The organism is Williamsia sp. MIQD14 (genome assembly GCF_051025635.1).
Classification (GTDB): domain Bacteria; phylum Actinomycetota; class Actinomycetes; order Mycobacteriales; family Mycobacteriaceae; genus Williamsia_A.
On sequence record NZ_JBPFDG010000003.1, the window covers coordinates 617,011 to 633,306 of the forward strand.

At 69.1% G+C, this 16,296-nt stretch carries 15 protein-coding genes; 8 read left to right on the forward strand and 7 right to left on the reverse strand.

The window, feature by feature from the left end:
- Window positions 1-12: 12 nt before the first annotated feature.
- Window positions 13-702: an MOSC domain-containing protein gene (locus ACQ7HM_RS14455; RefSeq protein WP_434216925.1), complete on the reverse strand. Its 690-nt coding sequence runs from the start codon at window positions 700-702 to the stop codon at window positions 13-15.
- The gene (locus ACQ7HM_RS14460) at window positions 699-1,820 is read right to left on the reverse strand and encodes a YgfZ/GcvT domain-containing protein (protein WP_434216967.1); all 1,122 of its coding nucleotides are present in this window, start codon (window positions 1,818-1,820) and stop codon (window positions 699-701) included. Before ACQ7HM_RS14460 ends, ACQ7HM_RS14455 begins: the two co-directional genes overlap by 4 nt.
- Before the next feature lie 78 nt (window positions 1,821-1,898).
- Here ACQ7HM_RS14460 and ACQ7HM_RS14465 point away from each other — a divergent pair, with 78 nt between their 5' ends.
- From ACQ7HM_RS14465 to cydC, 5 genes are all read left to right on the forward strand, one after another.
- Complete coding sequence (locus ACQ7HM_RS14465) at window positions 1,899-2,816, forward strand: aminodeoxychorismate lyase (RefSeq protein WP_434216926.1); 918 nt, start codon at window positions 1,899-1,901, stop codon at window positions 2,814-2,816.
- A 146-nt stretch (window positions 2,817-2,962) separates the two neighbouring features.
- Window positions 2,963-4,474, forward strand: coding sequence for a cytochrome ubiquinol oxidase subunit I (locus tag ACQ7HM_RS14470; RefSeq protein WP_434216927.1), 1,512 nt, complete (start codon window positions 2,963-2,965; stop codon window positions 4,472-4,474).
- Between the two features lie 9 nt (window positions 4,475-4,483).
- A complete protein-coding gene (cydB, locus tag ACQ7HM_RS14475; RefSeq protein WP_434216928.1) occupies window positions 4,484-5,527 on the forward strand; it encodes a cytochrome d ubiquinol oxidase subunit II in 1,044 nt (347 codons plus the stop codon).
- Window positions 5,524-7,188 carry a thiol reductant ABC exporter subunit CydD gene (cydD, locus tag ACQ7HM_RS14480; RefSeq protein ID WP_434216929.1) on the forward strand — a complete coding sequence of 555 codons (1,665 nt, stop codon included), beginning with the start codon at window positions 5,524-5,526 and terminating at the stop codon, window positions 7,186-7,188. Before cydB ends, cydD begins: the two co-directional genes overlap by 4 nt.
- On the forward strand, window positions 7,181-8,938 hold the full coding sequence (gene cydC, locus ACQ7HM_RS14485; protein WP_434216930.1) for a thiol reductant ABC exporter subunit CydC: 1,758 nt from the start codon (window positions 7,181-7,183) through the stop codon (window positions 8,936-8,938). The genes cydD and cydC overlap by 8 nt, the downstream gene beginning before the upstream one ends.
- A gap of 171 nt (window positions 8,939-9,109) precedes the next feature.
- Here the strand turns inward: cydC and ACQ7HM_RS14490 are convergent, their stop codons facing one another.
- The 5 genes from ACQ7HM_RS14490 to ACQ7HM_RS14510 form a co-directional block, all read right to left on the reverse strand.
- Window positions 9,110-9,658: a DUF664 domain-containing protein gene (locus tag ACQ7HM_RS14490; protein WP_434216931.1), complete on the reverse strand. Its 549-nt coding sequence runs from the start codon at window positions 9,656-9,658 to the stop codon at window positions 9,110-9,112.
- Between the two features lie 85 nt (window positions 9,659-9,743).
- Entirely contained in the window at window positions 9,744-10,424 is a 681-nt protein-coding gene (locus ACQ7HM_RS14495) for an FABP family protein (protein ID WP_434216932.1), read from the reverse strand.
- A gap of 177 nt (window positions 10,425-10,601) precedes the next feature.
- Window positions 10,602-10,907: a DUF1416 domain-containing protein gene (locus ACQ7HM_RS14500; protein ID WP_434216933.1), complete on the reverse strand. Its 306-nt coding sequence runs from the start codon at window positions 10,905-10,907 to the stop codon at window positions 10,602-10,604.
- A 2-nt stretch (window positions 10,908-10,909) separates the two neighbouring features.
- Window positions 10,910-11,746 (reverse strand): sulfurtransferase, encoded by an 837-nt coding sequence (locus ACQ7HM_RS14505; protein ID WP_434216934.1) that lies wholly within the window; start codon window positions 11,744-11,746, stop codon window positions 10,910-10,912.
- A 280-nt stretch (window positions 11,747-12,026) separates the two neighbouring features.
- Window positions 12,027-12,932: an LmeA family phospholipid-binding protein gene (locus tag ACQ7HM_RS14510; RefSeq protein WP_434216935.1), complete on the reverse strand. Its 906-nt coding sequence runs from the start codon at window positions 12,930-12,932 to the stop codon at window positions 12,027-12,029.
- Window positions 12,933-13,056: 124 nt separating this feature from the next.
- Between ACQ7HM_RS14510 and ACQ7HM_RS14515 the strand changes: the two genes are divergently transcribed.
- The 3 genes from ACQ7HM_RS14515 (at window position 13,057) to pstS (ending at window position 16,178) form a co-directional block, all read left to right on the forward strand.
- A complete protein-coding gene (locus ACQ7HM_RS14515; protein WP_434216936.1) occupies window positions 13,057-13,824 on the forward strand; it encodes a winged helix-turn-helix transcriptional regulator in 768 nt (255 codons plus the stop codon).
- A complete protein-coding gene (mshD, locus tag ACQ7HM_RS14520) occupies window positions 13,814-14,758 on the forward strand; it encodes a mycothiol synthase (protein WP_434216937.1) in 945 nt (314 codons plus the stop codon). Before ACQ7HM_RS14515 ends, mshD begins: the two co-directional genes overlap by 11 nt.
- 307 nt (window positions 14,759-15,065) lie before the next feature.
- The gene (gene pstS, locus ACQ7HM_RS14525) at window positions 15,066-16,178 is read left to right on the forward strand and encodes a phosphate ABC transporter substrate-binding protein PstS (RefSeq protein WP_434216938.1); all 1,113 of its coding nucleotides are present in this window, start codon (window positions 15,066-15,068) and stop codon (window positions 16,176-16,178) included.
- The last annotated feature ends 118 nt before the right edge of the window (window positions 16,179-16,296 follow it).

Below are 16,296 nucleotides of genomic sequence, written 5' to 3' on the forward strand. Positions count from 1 at the left end.
CCCCGAGGCGCCTCAGTCCGGGGAGACGGCGCCCGCTCGGGCTGTCCGCGCGGCCTCGCGGGTGTGTCGGCGCTGCACCTTCGACGCCTCGCGATGCACCTTGCCGGTGTAGCGGGGCTCGGTGGTCAGGTGCTCGAGGGCCTCGGTGGTCACGTCGCCGGTGAACAGGGCGCGTGCGGTGACGCCGTGGTCGGGTCGGTCGAGCACGACGATGCCGTCGCCGGCGGCGATCGGTCCGGGGACCATCACCTTGAGGTAGGCGCCGACGTCGGCGCGATCGGCGAACCGCGCGACCCAGCGGTCCTCCTCGGCCCACGCCGCGAACGTCCGACAGGGGACACGGGGGATGGTGACCTCGAGCTCGACGGTGTCGCCGACCCGCCACCGTTCGCCGATGACCGCGTCGCTCACCGCGACACCGTCCACGCGCAGGTTCTCGCCGAACCATCCCGGCGCGAGATCACGGTCGAGCTCGTCGGCCCATCGTCGTGCCTCGGTGTCGCTGTAGGCATAGACGGCCTGATCGATGCCGCCGTGGTGCTTGGTGTCGCAGATCAGGTCACCCACGACACCCTCGGCGGTCACCGAGACAGCGCCGGTGAACGGCGTCTTGGCGATGCCGCTGTCACCGATGCGGTCGAGCGCGACCGGGCGGTCGGCGCCACACACTGCGAGGACCGAGCCCGTATCGGAGATGCTCAACGGTTTCGCAGTCCCTCGATGGCGGCGCGTCCGGCCTGCACGCGGTCGTCCTCGCGCAGCGACGACGGGTCGATGGCGGCGGCGGCCCCGCCGGCCTCGAGCGCGATCCCGGCCGGGACGCTGCGCTTGACCAACGCGAGAGCGACGGGCCCGTACTCGTAGTGATCGATCACGGTGCCGATCCGGCCGACCGCGCGCCCGTCGGCGGTGACGGCGTCGCCGGTGACCGGGCGGGTGTCGGAGCTGCCGTCGAGCTGCAGCAGCACCAGGCGCCGCGGGGGCTTGCCCAGGTTGTGCACCCGCGCGACGGTCTCCTGCCCGCGGTAGCAGCCCTTTTCGAGGTGGACCGCGCCGAATTCCTCTGGCCCGCCGATCCATTCGACCTCGTGGGGGATGGTGCGGTCGTCGGTGTCGATGCCCAGGCGTGGGGACACCGCGACGACCCGCGACGCCTCGTAGGCCCAGGTGCCCGCGGGCCGGGCGCCGGCCTCGACGAGGGCGTCCCACCAGCGGCCGAACTCGCTCCTCGGGACCACGACGTCGACGCGGGGGATCGTCGGTCGGCCATCGGCGCCGCGCTCGCCCAGCGGGGGCATCACACGCCAGAACCCGACCGGTTCGGCGTCGTGGTGCTGTTCGGGGATGCTGCCCGCCTGATAGACCGCGGCGCCCTCGGGGAGTTCCAGCAGCGCCGCGACCGGCCCCGACATCGCGTTCGGCCCGAGCAGGGTGAGCACGGCGAGGTCATCGCGCAGAACCGGTTCGGCCTTGGCCCAGAACACCATTCGCTGCAGGAAACTCAGCAGCGGCTGTGTCCGTTCACCTTCGGTGTCGATGAGGGTGAGTCCGTCGATGTCGGTGACGACGAAATGCTCCTCCACGCGGCCGTTCACGTCGAGGCTGAGGTTCTCCGCCGACTGTCGGTCGGGGAGGTTGCTGACGAACTGGCTGGTGATGGTGTGCAGCCAGCTCAACCGTTCGTGACCGCTGATCTCGATCACGCCGCGGTGCGATCGATCCACCACCACCAGCGATTGCGCTGCGCTGCGTTGTTCGCCCAGGGGGTCGCCGTGGTGCCATGCGACACCGGCGTCGGGGGAGTCGTCGGGGGCCGGGATGGGGGTCGAGGTGACGGGGGCGTCACCGTTGCGGTCGGTCACGGTTCCATCGTACGAGCACCCGCTACTCTGATCGCCATGCCGCATCCGATCCTGGTGACCTACGACGGTGCTGTTCTCGACCCGGACGTGCCCTACCTGCACGCCGACGACCTCGCCGCGGTACGCGGCGACGGGGTGTTCGAGACGCTGCTGGTGCGGTCGGGGACAGCCCGGTTGGTGGGTCTGCATCTCGAGCGACTCGCGCGCAGCGCGGCGCTGCTCGATCTGCCCGAGCCCGATGCGGGGCAGTGGCGGACGGCGATCACGACCGGCGCGCGGGTGTGGGCCGAGGAGAACGGGAGAGACACCGAGGGCCTCATGCGGCTGGTCTACTCGCGCGGCCGTGAGAGCGCCCCGGTCGGTGCGCCGGGCCCGCGTGGCGGCGCCGAGACGGGTATCAGTCGTGAATCCAACGAGGCGACGGCCTATCTCACCGTCGGTCCGGTGGCCGACCGCGTCGCCTCGGCGCGCGAGAACGGGACGTCGGTGATCACCCTCGACCGCGGGTACTCCATCGACCTGGCCTCGTACGCGCCGTGGCAACTGATCGGGGCGAAGACACTGAGCTACGCCACGAACATGGCGGCTCAGCGCCACGCCGCGGCCCAGGGTGCCGAGGACGTCATCTACGTCAGCAGCGAGGGCGAGGTGCTCGAGAGTCCGCGTTCGACGGTGATCGCGCTGTTCGGCGACACCCTCGTGACGGTGCCCCCGGAGTACGGCATCCTGCACGGCACCACCCAGCAGGCGTTGTTCGCGCTGGCCGAGAAGGAGGGTTTCGTCACCGAGACCCGCTCGTTGCGTACCGCCGATCTCATCGCGGCCGACGGTGTGTGGTTGCTGTCGTCGATCACCCTCGCCGCCCGTGTCGTCACCCTCAACGGCTACGACATGCCCGTGCCGGCCCGCGCCGCGGAGTTCGCCGCGCTGGTCGATCGCGCGATCGAGGACTGACCTCCTCCCGCGGGTGTCCGGCGCTCCTGTGGCGCACGAGACACCGCTGACCTCTCGCTTCCGTGTCCGATTCGGTCTACTTTCGGCGGTAGTACTACGAACGGTAGTAGCTACGCTGCACCACGGACGACGGCGAGGTCACCGGCATGAACGCCCTGGACATCTCTCGATGGCAGTTCGGCATCACGACCGTCTACCACTTCATCCTCGTGCCGCTCACCATCGGACTCGCGCCGATGATCGCCGTGATGCAGACGGTGTGGACCGTCACCGGCAACGAGCAGTGGTACCGCGCGACCAAGTTCTTCGGGAAGCTCTTCCTCATCAACTTCGCGCTCGGCATCGCGACCGGCATCGTGCAGGAGTTCCAGTTCGGGATGAACTGGAGCGAGTACAGCCGCTACGTCGGGGACGTCTTCGGCGCCCCTCTCGCGCTGGAGGGACTCGTCGCGTTCTTCCTCGAGTCGACGTTCCTCGGACTGTGGATCTTCGGGTGGCAACGGCTCCCGAAGAAGGTGCACCTCGCGTGCATCTGGCTGGTCGCGATCGGCGTCAACGCCTCGGCGTACTTCATCATCGCGGCCAACTCGTGGATGCAGCACCCGGTCGGAGCCAGGCTGAACCCGGAGACGAAACGGCCTGAGCTGACCGACTTCTGGGCGGTGATGACCAACAACACCACCCTGGCCGCCTTCCCGCACGCCGTCGCCGGGTCGTTTCTCACCGCGGGCACCTTCGTCGCCGGTATCGGGTTGTGGTGGATGATCCGCAACCGCCGTCGCGCGGCCGCGACCACCGACGTCGAGCTCGCCGGCACGCTGGACCACGACGCCCGCACCCTGCTTCGACCCGTCACACGGTTCGCCCTGTGGGTCATCGTGGTCTCCGGTGTGGCCCTGGCGATCACCGGCGACGTCCAGGGCAAGCTCATGTTCGAGCAGCAACCCATGAAGATGGCCTCGGCCGAATCGTTGTGCCACACCGAGACCGGCGCATCGTTCTCCGTCCTGACCATCGGCACGCACAACAACTGCGACTCCATCACCCGGGTGATCGAGCTGCCGAACCTGACATCGTTTCTCGCCACCAACACCTTCGACGCGACGCTGCCCGGTGTCGCCGAGATGCAGCAGCACTACAGCGAGACCGTGGGCCCCGGCGACTACCGACCCAACCTGTTCGTCACCTACTGGGCGTTCCGGGCCATGATCGGCTGGGCGGGCGGTTCGGCGCTGCTGGCCCTCGCCGGACTCTGGTTCACCCGTAAGGGTCGCGTCCCCGACGCGCGCTGGCTGGGTCGCTTCGCGATCGCGGCGATCCCGACGCCGTTCCTGGCCAACAGTTCCGGCTGGGTGTTCACCGAGATGGGACGCCAGCCGTGGGTGGTGGTGCCCAACCCGACCGGTGACCCCGGCATCCACCTCACCGTCGCGCAGGGTGTGTCGGCGAACAGTGTCGGTGCGGTGCTCACCTCGCTCATCACCTTCACCGTGATCTACGGCGTGCTCGCCGTGGTGTGGTTCGGGCTCATCCGGCGGTACGTGATCGAGGGCCCGCTCGACCACGATGCCCACCCGCCGGGAACCGGCGGCGACACCCCCGACGACGCCGATCCCGCGGATCACGCTGCCTCCGAACGACTCTCGTTCGCCTACTAGGAGACCGCCATGGCTCTGCCCGAGATCTGGTTCGTCGTCATCGCGGTGCTGTTCGCCGGGTACTTCCTGCTCGAGGGGTTCGATTTCGGTGTGGGGATGCTCATGCCGTTCCTCGGCCGCCACCGCGGGGAGACCGCGCCGGAGGCCGACACCCGACGTCGCGTGCTGCTCAACACCATCGGGCCCGTGTGGGACGGCAACGAGGTGTGGATCATCACCGCCATCGGCGCGCTGTTCGCGGCGTTCCCCGGGTGGTACGCCACCATGTTGAGCGCGATGTACCTGCCGATGCTCCTGCTGCTCGTCGGCCTCATCGCCCGCGTGGTGGCCATCGAATGGCGCGGCAAGATCGACGACCCGCGCTGGCGTCGATGGTGTGACGTCGGTATCGGTCTCGGTTCGTGGCTGCCGGCCTTCCTGTGGGGTATGGCGTTGGCGAACCTGGTGCGCGGCCTGCCGATCGGCGCCGACCAGCGCTTCGTCGGCGGACTCTCCGACCTGGTGCACCCCTACGCACTGATCGGTGGTGTGACCACCACCGCACTGTTCGCCACCCACGGCGCGGTGTTCCTGTCGCTGAAGACGGCGGGCCCCCTGCGCTCGGAGGCGATGCGAGCCGCGCGACGACTGGCCGTCCCCACCGCCGCGATCACGATCGCGTTCGGACTGTGGACATGGATCGACCACGGTCACCCGATGGTCGTCGCGGTGCTCGCCCTGGCCGCGCTCGCCACCGTCGCGGCCACCACGGCCGGTCGCGAGTGGACCGCGTTCGCGACGACGAGCGTCGCGATCATCGCCCACGTGGCGATGCTGTTCGCAGCACTGTGGACGGCGGTGATCCCCTCGACCCTCGGCCCCGCCTTCGACCTCACCATCGCGAACACCGCGTCGGGTCACTACACGCTCACCGTCATCAGTTGGGCGTCGCTGGCCGTCCTCCCGGTCGTGATCGGCTACCAGGCCTGGACCTACTGGGTGTTCCGACAACGCATCTCGACCGCGCACATCCCCGCGCCCATCGGGCTCCCGCTGCGCGCGCCCGGGCGATGAGCACCCGACGAGGCGGGCCGATCGACCCGCGGTTGCTCCGGCGGTCGCCCGCCGCGCGCGCACACATCGCGCTCACCTCGCTGACGGGCATCGTGACCGCCGCGGCCGTCATCGTCGGCGCGGTGATGATCGCGACGATCCTCGCCGAGCTCGTCGCCGACCCGAACGCGCGGTCGCTGCACGCACAGAGTGGCCACATCACGGTGCTGACCGCGGCATTCGGCGTCCGGGTCGCCGCCACCGTCCTCGGCGACCGCTACGCCCACCGCGCATCGGCCGAGGTCATCGCACAGTTGCGAGACGCGGCGTTGCGCGCGGTCACCGATCCCGCGCGGACCCCGCCGCGGACACTGCACCGGATGCGCGGCGAGCTCATCACCACCCTCACCACGGGGCTCGACGCACTCGGCCCCTATCTGACCTCGTTCGTCCCCGCGCTGGTGCTGTCGGTGACGGTCACCCCCGCGGTCATCGTCGTGATGGCTCTGACCGACCCGACCTCGGCGATCGTCGTGATCGTGACGCTGCCGCTCATCCCGGTGTTCATGATCCTGATCGGGCTCATGACCCGCGACCGGACCCGTGCCCGTCTCGACGCCACGGCCGCCCAGGGCGCGCAGATGCTCGACCTCGTCGCAGGCATCGGCACGCTGCGCGCACTGCACCGCGCGTCGGAGCCGACCGAACGTGTTGCCGCACTGGGACAGCGGAGCCGCCGTTCCACGATGGCCGCGCTGCGGATCGCGTTCCTGTCCGGTGGTGTGCTGGAACTCCTGTCGACGCTGTGCGTGGCGCTCGTCGCCGTCGGGGTGGGTCTGCGCCTGGTGTTCGGGGACATGCCGTTGCAGGCGGGCATCCTCGCGCTGATCCTCGCACCCGAGGTCTATCTGCCGCTGCGGTCGGTGGGTGCGCAGTTCCACAACTCCGAGGCCGGTCGTGCGGCGGCCGACGACGTCCTCGACCTCGTCGACACCCCACCGGTTCGAACGACGGCCCACCTGGCGCGAACGACGGCCCATCTGGCGCGAACGACGGCCCATTCGGCGGGGGTGGAGTTGTGCGACGTCGGTGTCGTCGACCGCGACGGCTGGGCGCCACGACACCTCGACCTCCACTGCGCGCCCGGCACCGTCACCGTCCTGACCGGACCCAACGGATCGGGGAAGACGACGGCGTTGCAGGTGATCGCCGGTCTCGTCGAGCCCGACGAGGGCGTCGCGCGCGCCGCCGCGACCGCGGCCTGGCTCGCCGAACCGCCGGTGATGATCCCCGGGACCGTCGCGGAGAACCTGGCCCTTTTCGGGACCCGGTCGCGCGACGACATCGCCCGGACTGCCGCCGCGGTCGGCTTCGACACCGTGCTGGCCGAGATCGGCGGCCTCGAGGCCCGGATCGGCAACGGCGGTGCCGGACTGTCGGCGGGTCAGCGCCAACGTCTCGCGCTGACGCGGGTGCTGGCCTCGCCGGCGCCGGTCCTGCTGCTCGACGAACCGACCGCCCACCTCGACGCCGAGTCCGAGGCCATGGTGATGCGTGCCGTCCGTGCCCGAGCCCGCGACGGGGCGACGGTGGTCGTGGTGAGCCACCGACCTGCCGTTCTCGACGCCGCCGACGTCGTCGTCGACCTCGGCGTGGACGTGGGGAGCCGAGCCGATGCGTGACCCCCTTCTGCGATCGATCCGCCTGCTGGGTGTGCGACCCCGTCCGGTCGCCCGGTCGCTCGCGCTCGGCGCGGGCGCGTCGATCAGCGCGCTCGCGTTGGCCGCGCTGTCGGCGTGGCTGATCACGCGCGCATGGCAGATGCCGCCGGTGCTGGCGCTGTCGATCGCGGTGACCTCGGTGCGGGCCCTGGGTATCTCGCGCGCGGTGCTGCGCTATCTCGAACGCCTCGCCACCCACGACCTTGCTCTCGACGCCATGGCCACCGCGCGCAGCCGCATGTTCCGTGCCCTGGCCACCGGTGACGCCGCGCACCCGCTGTCGGTGAAGCGCTCGGAGATCGTCGGACGTGCCGGCGACGACGTCGACGAGATCGGCAACGCTCTCGTCCGCGGACTCGTCCCCATCGGCGCAGCGGCGGTGACCGGGGTGACCGCAATCGTGGTGATGACGCTGGTGTCGCCGTGGGCCGGTCTGGCCACCGCTGTCGCGTGGCTGCTGGTGGCGGTGCTGGCCCCGTGGGCGGCCGCCGCGGGCACCGAGCGTTCGGAGGCCGACGACCGCGCCGCGCGTGGTGAGCTGCTCGACATCACCGCGACGCTGCTGTGGCATGCGCCCGAACTCGCCGTCGCGGGCCGTCGTGACCAGCTCCTCGCCGACGCCCGTGCCGCGGCGCACCGGGCGACCGCGGCCGCCGACCGGGGCATACGGGTGCAGGCCTGGGCGGCCGGTGTGCTGCCCGCGGCGACCGGCGCGGTCGCGGTGATCGCGTGTCTGCTGGCCGTCGGGCTCAGCGGGCAGGTCGACGCGACCACGCTCGGCGTGCTGATCCTGCTGCCGCTCAGCGCTTTCGAGGCCGCAGGCGGTCTGCTCGACGCCGCCCGACAGCTGCAACGCAGCCGGGGCGCCGCGCGGCGTGTGCTCGCGCTCCTCGACGGAACCGGGGTCGACACGACCGCCGATGCGTCCCCGATCGCGCCGGTGGATCGGCGTGCGGTCATGCCGTCGGGCGCCGACCTCGTCGTCGACCGGCTGCGCTGGGGACACCCCGCCACGTCGGCGCGTGGCCCGGTCGACGGGTGGTCGTCCATCGCGGCGGGCGAGCGCATCGCCGTCGTCGGGGCCAGCGGGTCGGGCAAGACCGCGTTGCTGCTCACCCTGGCGGGACTCCTGGCCCCGCGGGCCGGTGAGGTGCGGGTGTCCGGGGCGGCGACGCCGGCGCAGGTCGTGCGCTACTTCGGCGAGGACGCGCACCTGTTCGCGACGTCGGTCCGCGAGAACCTCCTGGTGTCGCGGGGCGACGCCGACGACGCCGAGATCACGGCCGCGCTGGCGTCCGTCGGCCTGCAGGGGTGGATTGCCGGACTCCCCGAGGGACTCGACACCGTCCTCGACGCGGGCGTCGACGCGGTCAGCGCCGGTCAGCGGCGCCGACTGCTGCTCGCGCGGGTCCTCGTCAACACCGCGCCCGTCGTGCTGCTCGACGAACCCTGCGAGCACCTCGACCGCGACGAGTCCGACCGACTGCACCGCGAGTTGCTCGACCCCCGCAGCGGTCTCGTCGACCCACGACGGACCGTGATCGTCGCGACTCACACACTGCCCGACGACACCGCGGCCGACCGCGTCATCGACCTCGACCGGTTAATCCGTTGCACAGGCTCGGATCCCGGCGTAACTTCGGCTGTACACGAGGAAGGAGGTGGTCTGCAGTTGAATGACATATGGACACGTGAGGTGACCATCAGCTAGGTGGTGTGCTGCCCGGGTTTGCCCAGCGGCGCCACAGCCGAAGCGAATCCACGGTGGTCACCCGGCCCCCGCATCCCTGTCACGTCCTGACAGGCAAGGCTCGCAAGAGCGGTGCGGGGGTCGTTCCATGTCTGTGATGTGAACGAGCCGGGGTGTGTGCCCGAGAGAAGGTCAGCCGCGTTCGAAGCTGCGGATGGCGTCGCGGGCCATCGTCGCGGTGGTGCTCTGACCGTCGATCGCCTCGCGGATGAGGTCGGCGTGCCCGCTGTGGTGCGCGGTCTCGCGGAACAGGTGCAGCAGGATGCGGCGCACCGTGTGGTGCTGGCGCACCGGTGCCCACGGCGCGGTCGGGATCGGGATGAGTGCGTCGAGATCGGCGACCGTCGCGATGAATTCGTCGGTGAGCTGCGCCTGCTTGCGGTAGGCGTCGACCCATCCGGCGAACTTCTCGTCGTCGGTGAGACGGTAGGCATCCGCGGCGGCCTCGACATCGAACTCGGCGTCCGGATCGGCCTCGGTCACCGTGGTGATCCAGTACTGCTCCATGATCGTCAGGTGTTTCACGAGCCCGCCGAGGGTGAGTTCACCGACGGCGGCGGCGCGGCGGGCGTCGGCATCGGAGACACCCTCGATCGCGATCAGGAGATTGGTGCGTTGGTCGCCGTAGATCTCGATGAGCGTTTCTCGCTCTCCCGGGATGTTGGCGCTGGCGATCATCATGGACAACAGCTTCGCACCAGCCGCCCGTCAGCGCATCCATCCATGGTCGGACACGCGGGCAGATGCACACACTGCGCAGGCGCGGTCAGCCGATGTGGCGGCTCAGCTTCGCCGACAGCCGCGGCACGAGGTCTCCGTCGGCGTCGACGCGCTCCTCCACGTAGGCGAGGTCGCCGTCCTCGACGAGACCGTAGAGCCGCTTCGCGCCGCCGATCTTCAGACCGTTCTCGGTGCCCGACGCGGAGGTGATGACGACGTCGGTGACGAGTTCCCAGGAGGTCTGGTTCAGCGGTTTGCCGTAGAACAGTTCGATCCACCCCTCGGCGTGGGTGAGGAGGAACTCGATCGTCTCGTCGGAGTCGGGTCCGCTGATCCGCCAGTAGCCGGTCTCACGCAGGCCCGGCTCCAGGTAGCGGGCGTCGGGGTCGACGATCCACGACCGCGACTCCCACATGAGGAAGTTCTCGCCGCTGTGACTGATGACGATCTGTTGGCCGAAGTGGAAGTCGCCGTGGACGGGGTCGTTGCCCTCGCCGAGACCGCGCCACACACCCACGAGCGGGAGCAGACCGAGCAGTCCGGGATGGAGATCGGGGCCCTGGCGAAGGTTGGCGGTGTCCTCGGGGAGGGGGATACCCGGCAGGGTGGAGATGTTCTTGTCGGCGGTGCGGGCCGCGCGCTCTTCCGCGTGCGCTATCGCCTCGTTGCCCGCGACAGTGCTCTTCGCCGGCTCGTCGGGAGTGGGTTCGGGGGCGCCCGAGGTCACGACTCGTCGTTGATCAGGCGGTACAGGGTGTACAGGCCGAACCAGACGATCGCGATCGTCGCCAGAACCAGGAGTATCTCGAAGAAGATGACCACGGAGCCGATTCTACGTGCGAGCCTGCCGGACGACGATCGCCCCCACCGAAATCTCGGCGGGGGCGATCGTGGAGCGGTCGATCTACGACGCGATGGTGACGTCCTGATCGAAGATGCCGGTGCCGTCCGGCGAGATGGTGGCCTCGCCGTTGCCCAGCGACGAGAGCGCACGCAGCGTCCAGGTGCCCGGCGCGGCGAAGAACCGGAAGTCGCCGGTACCGCTGGACACGACCTCGGCGGTGAACTCGCCGGTGCCGTCGAGCAGACGCACGTACGCGCCGCCCACGGGCGAGCCGTCGGCGCCGAGGACCTGACCGGTGATCACGGTCTCCTTCTCGACGTCGACGCCGGCGGGGAGCTTCTGACCCTGTTTCGGTGCGGAACACATGGTCACTGCTCTCCCAGCTCGATCGGGGCGCCGACCAGCGAGCCGTACTCGGTCCAGCTGCCGTCGTAGTTCTTCACGTTGTCGTAGCCGAGGAGCTGGGTCAGCGCGAACCAGCTGTGCGAGGAACGCTCGCCGATGCGGCAGTACGCGATGGTGCCCTTGGACGGGTCGATGCCGACGCCGTCGTAGAGCTCCTTCAGTTCCTCGTCGGACTTGAAGGTGCCGTCCTCGTTGGCCGCCTTGCTCCACGGGACGTTGACCGCGCCGGGGATGTGGCCGGGACGCTGGCTCTGCTCCTGCGGGAGGTGGGCCGGCGCGAGGATCTTGCCCGAGTACTCGTCAGGCGACCGGATGTCGAGGAGGTTCTTGGTGCCGATGGCGTCGAGGACCTCGTCGCGGAACGCGCGGATCGACAGGTCTGGGGACTCCGCTTTGTAGCTGGTGGCCTCGCGCGAGACGGCGTCGGTGCTCAGCGGGCGGCCGTCGAGCTCCCACTTCTTGCGACCACCGTCGAGAAGGCGGACGTCGGTGTGCCCGTACAGCTTGAAGTACCAGAACGCGTACGCGGCGAACCAGTTGTTGTTGCCGCCGTAGAGGATCACGGTGTCGTCGTTGGCGACGCCGCGCGCCGAGAGCAGGTCGGAGAACTGCTCCTGGTTGAGGAAGTCGCGACGGACCTGGTCCTGCAGGTCGGCCTTCCAGTCGAGCTTGATCGCGCCGGCGATGTGCCCGCCGTCGTAGGCGGTGGCGTCCTCGTCGACCTCGATGAAGACGGTCTTGTCGGCGTTCAGGTTCTGCTCAGCCCAGTCGGCGCTGACCAGGACATCGGAGCGAGCCATGGTGTTCCTTTCCTTGGAGTGCGTATCAGGGGAGTACGTGGTGCGGGGAGTGCATGAGGGGTCGCAGCACACAGAGGAGTTCGTGAAACGTGCGACGGGGAGGTGCGAATGCGGACGCGTGCAGAGGCCGGGGGCGCGAGGATGCGACAGACCCGACTACCGACAGCGGCAGGTGGCGAAACGACAGAAGTCGATCGCCCGGCGGCGGGTGAGCAGCAGCTCACAGCGCGTCAGCATGGGCCGAGGGTAACAAAGCTCACCCGACCACCTGACCAGCGCCTCATGGGGGTGCGCTGCCGTCGGCGTACCACGGTGGTCTTCGCCCGTTGTCGGTGTACAGGATGTAGGTGTCGACCCCGAGCGTGATGAAGATGCTCATCGACAGATTTCCGCCCACGGCGCCGGAGCCGTCGACGACGATGTCGCTGCCACTGCTCCGAGCCGACTTCGGTGGGGAACCCCACGGCATGGGCAGCTCGGGCAGAACGGCGCTGAACTTCCGGAGCACCGCCTCCCGCTCCTCGTCGGGAACCGTGGTGTCGGAGTGTTCTGCGGGTCCGTCATAGAAGTCCGTCGCGAAGATCCTCAGCCGCCCGCCGACGATCGACAGGTCCACGACGACGCTGACCTTCACCTTCGGGCGACCAGGCTCCGGGGAGACGCTGCCGGTCAGCAGTACGCCTGAGGTCCTGCTCAGCAGTCCGTCCTGAGGGCCGCCGCCGCCGGCCTTGTTCTCGGGAGCCGGGGTGTTGACGGTGAGGTCGTCGATGCCGAGAAGGCGACCCACAGCCACCGAGTCGAGTGTCACCGAACCCTTCTCGGAGCCGATGTCGAACGAGGTGCTTCGGCGGAAGAACCTCTCCGGGCCACGTATACGTACATCGGTCAGTCGCGAGCGGAGATCGACGTGGCAGGGGGACTGCTCGGTGCACGTGCCCGCCCCGATTAGATCGACCGCTCGGGCGGTGATGCCGATGGCGGAGTAGTGGCCGTCGGCGATCGAACGAACGGCGGGGAAGCCGGAGATCGTGACCTCGGGCTCGTACCGCACCTTCGTGTCGCCGGACGACGACAGTGAGCGAGCAAAACTGCGTTCGGCGTTGATGGCGAAACCGGTGTCGACGGCGAGTGCGCCGACCGCCAGGACGACGAGTGTGACGGCCAGGTAGGCGAGCGCCTTACGCATGACGGTCCCCCCGCATCAACGGCTGGTCACAGGCTGGCGCCTGTTTGCGGTTATTCTGTCATCTGACTCGCACACGCCCGTAAAGCGGCGTACACATCTGAACTGTTCTCGATCGGAGCGTGAAGTGGACCTCCTGCTGCTGACCGCCGATCCCACCCCTGAGTCCGTCCTGCCGTCGTTGTCGCTGCTGGCGCACACCGTCCGCGTGGTGCCCACCGAAGTCTCGTCGTTGATGGAGGCCGGCAACGCCGATGTCGCCATCGTCGATGCCCGAACCGATCTGGCCGCGGCCCGGGGGCTGTGTCGGTTGCTGGGCAGTACGGGTTCGTCGGTTCCGGTGGTGGCGGTGCTCACCGAGGGCGGACTGGTCGCGGTGAACGCGGAGTGGGGTCTCGACGAATTCCTGCTGCCGGGAACGGGTCCCGCCGAACTCGACACCCGTCTACGACTTCTGGTGGTGCGCACCCGCGGGGTGGCGGCCGAGGAATCGAGTGGCAAGGTGTCGCTGGGGGAGCTCGTCATCGACGAGGGCACCTACACCGCGCGCCTGCGTGGCCGGCCACTCGACCTGACCTACAAGGAATTCGAGCTCCTGAAGTACCTGGCCCAGAACGCCGGTCGCGTCTTCACGAGAGCGCAACTCCTGCAGGAGGTCTGGGGCTACGACTTCTTCGGTGGCACGCGCACGGTCGACGTGCACGTGCGTCGCCTACGCGCCAAGCTCGGGACCGAACACGAGTCGTTGATCGGGACGGTCCGCAACGTCGGGTACAAGGCGGTGCGTCCCAGCAGTCGCGGTCGCGGGGACGCCACCGACGATGCCGACGACCTCGAGAACATCGGCGACGACACCGATCTCGACGATCAGGAGTTCGCCGACAATGGTGCGTGAGGCGGCCGTGACGGACACTCGGGAGAAGCTCGACGACGACACCGCCCGCGCTGCACGACAACTGAGCGACAAGGCCGAGGTCGCCGACGGTGTCGCGGGATTGTCGGAGCAGGCGGTCGCCGCCATCGACACCGACCGCGTCACACACGTCGTCTCCTTCCGTGACGGGGTGCTCGTCGGATACGCGAACATCACACCCGGCCGCGACGACGAACCCGCGATGATCGAGGCCGTCGTCGACCCCGAGGCCCGCGGGCAGGGGATCGGCGGATCGCTGGTCGCCGCCGCGCTCGAGAAGGCCGGTCCGACCGCTCGCATCTGGGCGCACGGAGACCTCCCGGCCGCACAGGCGCTGGCCCGATCACACGGCTTGGCGCCGCTGCGCGAACTGCTGTCGATGCGACGCCCGCTGGGCGACCCACAGAACCCCCTGCCGCCGTTGACCGTTCCCGACGACCTCGTGCTGCGCACCTACGCCGGTCCCGACGACGACGCCGAGATCCTGCGCGTGAACAACGCCGCGTTCGACTGGCATCCCGAACAGGGCGGCTGGTCGATCGACGAGATCACCGGGCGCACCGGCGCGGACTGGTTCGATCCCGAGGGCCTGTTCCTGGTGTTCGACCACGCCGACCCGAACACCCTGCTCGGTTTCCACTGGACGAAGGTGCATCCGGCGGTGACGCACGACGATGGCGATGTGGAGCCGAGCATCGGTGAGGTCTACATCGTCGGCGTCGACACCGGAACCCAGGGCCGTGGCCTCGGGAAGCTGCTCACCCTCGCCGGCCTGATCCACCTCGAGGACCGTGGACTGCCGATCGTGGAGCTGTACGTCGAGGGCGACAACGCCGCGGCGTTGCACACGTATGGGAAGTTGGGCTTCTCGCGGCACTCGATCGACGTGGCCTACGGCCGTCCGGTCGACGCCTGATCCGACCGTTCTCGGGTCGTGGGTGTGGTCACTCTCACGTAACGCGTCACCACCCGAAAATAGTTGCTCACCTCGGCTAATGACTTGCGCCGGGCGTTCGCGCGGTGACCATGTCGACCGGTGATGTATTCACCGTCCGTTCACCCACCGTCGGCTGCTCGTCCACCACCGCGCCCTAGCTTTCCAGGTGACCGCGGCATTCGAAGCGGGTGGACTCGACGGGTTCGAGTGCGGAGCGGTTGCACCGTGCGCGGACGTCCCTCGGGCAGCCACACACATCTGTCACATCACAACGGAGGACCCTGGAGTGAAATTCAATCGGAGCTCGGCTGTTCGCAGCAGCACCGCGGCCGTCGGTATCGCGGTCGCGGCCACGCTGACCCTGTCGGCGTGCAGCGGTGGTGGCAGCGACTCGGGCAGCGGCGACGCCAGCTCGGACAACAGCTTCAGTGGCCAGTCGGTGAGCGGCGAGGGATCGACCGCTCAGCAGAAGGCCGTCGAGAAGTTCCAGGACGTGCTCGCCTCCAACGGCGGCATCGTCCTCAACTACACCGGCAGTGGTTCCGGTGACGGCGTGAAGAAGTTCATCAGCGGCGACGTCGACTTCGCCGGCTCGGACTCGGCGCTGAAGACCGACGAGGCCGCCTCGGCCAAGACCCGCTGCGCCGGCAACGACGCGTGGCACATCCCGCTCGTCGCGGGCCCGGTCTCGATCGCCTACAACCTGTCCGGCGTCGACGACCTGATCCTCAACCCGAGCACGCTCGCCAAGATCTTCGACTCGAAGATCACCACCTGGAATGACCCGGCCATCGCCGCGCTCAACCCGGGCAAGAGCCTGCCGTCGGAGAAGATCGTCCCGGTCCACCGCAGCGACAGCTCGGGCACCACCGACAACTTCCAGCGCTTCCTCGGCGACACCGCCAAGGCTGATTGGCCCTACGCCCACGACAAGACCTTCAAGGGTCAGGGTGGCTCGGCCGCGGCCAAGTCGACCGGCGTCGGCGACACCGTGAAGAAGACCCCCGGTTCGGTCACCTACGTCGAGTGGGGCTTCGCCGAGCAGAACAAGCTCAGCCTGGCGCAGCTCGACTTCGGTTCGGGCGCCACCAAGCTCGACGCCGACACCGCCGGCAAGGCGCTCGAGAGCGTGCAGTTCAAGACCCCGGGTTCGAAGGACCTGCAGGTCGACACCGACAAGCTGTTCGCGACCAACACCGCGGGCGCGTGGCCGCTGCTGCTGACGACCTACGAGATCGTCTGCTCGAAGGGCTACACCGGTAACAAGGGCGCCATCCTGAAGTCGGCGTTCACCACCATCCTGAACAACGGTCAGGAAGGCCTGTCCGACGCGGGCTACGTCGCCCTGCCCGACAGCTACAAGAACACCCTGATGGGAACGGTCAACGCTCTGAGCTGACCGCTGCCACGCCCGATCGGGCCGGCATCGATGACCCGGTGTCGCGGGGCCGCCCAAATTGGGGCCCCGGGCCGGGGGGGGGGGGGATTGGGGTGAATGGGGAAGTGCGCAATGGCCG